The organism is Pseudomonas sp. Sample_10 (assembly GCF_004321495.1).
Lineage (GTDB): Bacteria > Pseudomonadota > Gammaproteobacteria > Pseudomonadales > Pseudomonadaceae > Aquipseudomonas.
Genome location: NZ_RCOE01000211.1, coordinates 1 through 3,080 on the forward strand (window position 1 = coordinate 1; position 3,080 = coordinate 3,080).

Sequence of the window (3,080 nt, forward strand, 5' to 3'; positions counted from 1 at the left end):
GACCTCGGCGCCAGCTTCACGGGCGGGCAGGGCCTGGGCCAGATGGCCGATAATCAGCAGGCGGCTGTCGCTGGCCTGCATTTTCGGCAAACCCTTGGCGTTTTTTGCCAATTGGTCGCGACGGGTGGCGAGTAATTCGGCAGCGACGATTTTCTTGCCCAGCGGTGACTGGAAGAACGCCAAAGCCGGTTTTGGATCGACGAGGTTCTTGCGCAGCTGCGCTTGCGCGCGCTGGTCCACGGCGTTGGGGGAAAACCGCTGATTACTGTTATTGACCAGTGCCTGGAACACCGCCGGTGGCAGGCTGCTTTCGTATCGTTTTTGCGCGGCGGCAAGGGCATCGTTGAAATGCGCGCGTTGTTCCGGCCAGCCGGCGACCTTGTACAACTGGTCGTGGCCGTCTGCCCAGGCGGGCAATACACAGAACATCAGCAGTGAGAAAAGCAAACGGCGCATAGGGACTCCTGTCGGCAGGCGACTATTCTCCGTGTGGCATCAGGACTTGTCGAGAATTCGTATCAACCCGCTGCGCGGCTCTGTCGGATTTTCAGGCGCAGGAATACTATGCGCGCCATGCAAATACCTTCTGATCACCCGCTGCTGTTACGTATCGTCGACGACCTGGCTGCCAACGGCTGGTCTCAGCAGAATATTTTCCTGCCTCTGGATCTGACCCGGGCACTGGCGGCCGAGTGCCGTAAACGTGCTGCCGAGGGTGAACTGGCCCCGGCGGCGGTAGGGCGTGGGCCGTTATCGGAGGTCCGCGAGGGCATTCGCGGCGATCACATTCAGTGGATCGAGCCGGGCCAGGCCGACGCGTGCGACAGATATCTGGGGTTGATGGACAGTCTGCGCGAGGCAATGAATCGCGGTTTGTTCCTGGGGTTGGAGGATTTCGAAAGTCATTTCGCCATGTACCCGCCCGGGGCGTTTTACCTTCGGCATCTCGACCGGTTTCGCGACGATGATCGGCGCATGGTGTCGGCGGTGGTCTATCTCAATGACGCGTGGCTGCCCGAGCATGGTGGCCAGTTGCGCATGTACCTGGACGAAAGCGCGGAATACGATGTAGTACCGGTCGGGGGATGCCTGGTGGTGTTCCTGTCAGGTGAAGTCCCCCATGAAGTCCTGCCGGCGACCCGGGAGCGCCTGTCGTTGACCGGCTGGTTCCGGCGCCGGGGCAACGAGCCATTCTGATCATGCAGAAGATTTTGGTAAGCCGCTGCCTGCTGGGGCATCGCGTTCGCTACGACGGCGGCGCCAGCGGGCCATTCGATCAGCTTCAGCGTTGGCTCGACGAGGGGCGCGTCGTGCCACTATGCCCGGAAGTTGCCGGAGGATTGCCAACACCACGGGCGGCTGCGGAAATCCCGGGCGGGCAGGGCAGTGACGTACTTGAAGGCCTTGCAGCGGTGATCACTACCGAGGGTGAGGACGTCAGCGCGCAGTTTCTGTCCGGGGCGAAGCAGGCGCTGGAGCTGGTACAAAAACATGGCATCCGCATTGCCGTGCTCAAGGCCAACAGCCCGTCATGCGGCAATCTGCTCACCTATGACGGCACGTTCAGTGGTGTGAAAGTCAGTGGCGAAGGCGTGACGGCGGCGTTGCTCAAGCGTCATGGAGTGTTGGTGTTCAGTGAGCTGGAGTTGCCGCAAGCTGCCCAGGCGCTGGCAAACCAAAACCGATAGTCACCATAAACCCCCTGTGGGAGCGGGCAAGCCCGCCCACATTGGATACCGATCGTCTTCAGGGTTTTGGCGCTGCGCCCGATTCCGCCCCAAACCATTTCTCCACCAGTTTTTCCATTCGGCCATCGGTCTTGATCCGTTGCAACGCACCTTCCAGGCTGGCATGGAACGCCGGATTGCCCTTTTGAAATGGAATCGCCAGGTCAACCACCGGGTTCGCCTTGGGCTTCTCTTCCGTCAGCGACTGCACCAGCAAGATTGATTGCGGCTCTTCTTTCTTGGCGACCAATTGCGCATTGGTCTTGAGATAAGGCTCGCTGAAGTCGAAACGATCCTTCAGCCCCGGGGTCTGTGTAATGTGATTGATGGCAACGTCGTATTTGCCGCTTTCCACGCCATTGAGCAGATCACTGGCATCGGTGACGACAAAATCGGCCCGAACATCCAGTTCCTGGGCGAGCATTTGGCCCAGTTCGACTTCGAAACCCGCGAGTTTGTCGTCTTCCTTGAAGTTGAATGGAGGTGTATTCGCCTCAATGGCGATGCGTAATTCGCCGCGGTCATTCACGTCGTCAATCAGTTCGGCATGAGCCAACGGGCTCAAAAGGGGTAGCAGGCAGATCAGGCCAGGCAGAAAGCGCATGGTCACTCCTTTGAATTTTTTATAGCGACCCTCTGATTCAGGCTCGCTTTGCTATGGTTGTCGAATGCCTTCGACAACGATTGACCATGAAGTTGTCATGGTCACGCGGATTTTACGGAAAAACTGGAGAAGAGAATGAAAACCTTTATGTCACGTGCTGCTTTGGCTGGCTTGCTGATGGGCGTTTCGGTACTGGCCAGTGCTGCCACGCCTGCACCGAAAGGCGCCGAAGTGTCCATCGTGTCTCCCAAGGACGGTGCGACGGTTCCGCAGACTGTTGTGGTCAAGTTCGCAGTCGAGAACATTGCGCTGGCGCCAGCAGGCGACGTCACCAAGAATACCGGTCACCACCACCTGCTGATCGATGTCGATGAACTGCCGGCGGCGGGTCAGCCGATCCCGAACGATGCCAATCATCTGCACTTCGGCAAGGCACAGACTCAGGCCGAAATAAAACTGACACCGGGCAAGCACACTTTGCAGCTCGAACTGGGCGACAGCGGTCACATGCCGTTCGATCCGCCAATCGTGTCCGAAAAAATCACCGTCAACGTCAAATAAAAAAAGGGAGCCCCGAAGGGCTCCCTTTTTTCGCTCGCGTCGCGATCAGAACAACACGCGGCTACGGATGGTGCCGTTGACGTGTTGCAGCTTCTCTTGCGCCAGGTCCGAGTACTCGGCGTCGACGTCGATCACCACGTAGCCAACCTTCTCGTTGGTCTGCAGGAACTGACCGGAGATGTTGATGC

5 protein-coding genes and 1 pseudogene are annotated in these 3,080 nt (G+C 58.7%); 3 read left to right on the top strand and 3 right to left on the bottom strand.

Annotated elements, in window-relative coordinates; genetic code table 11:
- Window positions 1-456 (bottom strand): DUF2059 domain-containing protein (locus D8U18_RS20680; protein ID WP_131108315.1); only part of this gene is annotated, 456 nt, incomplete at its 3' end.
- Window positions 457-564: 108 nt separating this feature from the next.
- Between D8U18_RS20680 and D8U18_RS20685 the strand changes: the two genes are divergently transcribed.
- Together D8U18_RS20685 and D8U18_RS20690 are read left to right on the top strand one after the other, a co-directional pair.
- Window positions 565-1,197, top strand: a complete 633-nt coding sequence (locus D8U18_RS20685) for a 2OG-Fe(II) oxygenase (RefSeq protein ID WP_131108316.1) — start codon at window positions 565-567, stop codon at window positions 1,195-1,197.
- Between the two features lie 2 nt (window positions 1,198-1,199).
- Entirely contained in the window at window positions 1,200-1,688 is a 489-nt protein-coding gene (locus D8U18_RS20690) for a DUF523 domain-containing protein (protein WP_130906070.1), read from the top strand.
- Between the two features lie 58 nt (window positions 1,689-1,746).
- On the opposite strand, the gene D8U18_RS20695 is transcribed toward D8U18_RS20690, so the two are convergent.
- Window positions 1,747-2,331, bottom strand: coding sequence for a transporter substrate-binding domain-containing protein (locus D8U18_RS20695; RefSeq protein WP_056854037.1), 585 nt, complete (start codon window positions 2,329-2,331; stop codon window positions 1,747-1,749).
- A 135-nt stretch (window positions 2,332-2,466) separates the two neighbouring features.
- On the opposite strand from D8U18_RS20695, the gene D8U18_RS20700 reads away from it, so the two are divergent.
- Complete coding sequence (locus D8U18_RS20700; protein ID WP_056854036.1) at window positions 2,467-2,892, top strand: DUF4399 domain-containing protein; 426 nt, start codon at window positions 2,467-2,469, stop codon at window positions 2,890-2,892.
- A gap of 45 nt (window positions 2,893-2,937) precedes the next feature.
- Here D8U18_RS20700 and D8U18_RS20705 read toward each other — a convergent pair.
- Window positions 2,938-3,080: pseudogene (locus D8U18_RS20705) on the bottom strand (phosphoglycerate dehydrogenase); the annotation flags it as partial.